Source organism: Kineococcus glutinatus (assembly GCF_039542765.1).
In the GTDB taxonomy this organism is placed as follows: Bacteria; Actinomycetota; Actinomycetes; order Actinomycetales; family Kineococcaceae; genus Kineococcus_A; species Kineococcus_A glutinatus.
Genome location: NZ_BAABIL010000494.1, coordinates 1 through 818, shown reverse-complemented (window position 1 = coordinate 818; position 818 = coordinate 1). Strand labels below are relative to the sequence as shown.

The window sequence follows — 818 nt, the reverse complement described above, 5'->3', positions numbered from 1 at the left end:
CGGGCGCTGGGCGGGCGTCCCGTCGCGCTGCAGCCACTCCCACGTCGCGGAGACCGTGTCCGGGACAGGGCGGCACGACAGCCCGGTGGCCGCAGCGCGGGAGGTGTCGGCCTCCAGGAACCCCGCGAACCCCCCGCGCTCGGGCACCCAGCACGGCAGGTGCGTCCACGGCAGGGCACCGGCCGCGGCGAGGTCGTCCTCGCCGATCCACACCAGCTCCGCGTCCGAGCCGGTCACGCGCACGCAGGCCCCCAGCAGCCCTGCGGTGGTGGTGTGCCCGCTGCGGCAGGCGACGTCGACGGGACCGGCCAGCCCGCCGGCGAGGCCCGACAGCAGCCAGTCCGCCAGGTCGCGGGCGTCGACGAGCTGCAGGGGGCGCTGCGGGCGCCCGGGGGCCACCACCCGCCCGCCGCGGGCGATCCGGGTGAGCCACCACGGCAGGCGGCCGATGTCCTCGTGCGGGCCGAGGACCAGTCCGGCGCGCGCCAGGAGGGCGTCGGGGAAGGCGGCCAGCACCCCCAGCTCGGCGCCGCGCTTGAGCGAGGGGTAGTCCCCGCCGGTGGCCGCCGGGTCGCCCGCCACGAGCGGGGAGTGCTCGTCGACGTGCCGGCCCCACTCGTACACCGACGCGCTGGAGACGTACCCGTAGCGGTCGGCGCAGCCGGCCAGGACCTCGGCCGCGGCGGTGACCACCGCGGGCGCACCGGACCAGGTGTCCACGACGGCGTCCCAGCCGCCGCGCTCGCGCAGGGCGGCGGCGCGGGCCGCGGCCAGGGCGGCGCGATCCGTGCGGTCGGCGTGCACGGCCCGCAGCAGCA

1 protein-coding gene is annotated in these 818 nt (G+C 79.3%); it reads right to left on the bottom strand.

What is annotated here, in order from left to right; all coding sequences use genetic code 11:
• The coding region (locus ABEB16_RS16960) for a Rossmann-fold NAD(P)-binding domain-containing protein (protein ID WP_345713404.1) at positions 1-818 on the bottom strand (818 nt) is incomplete at both ends.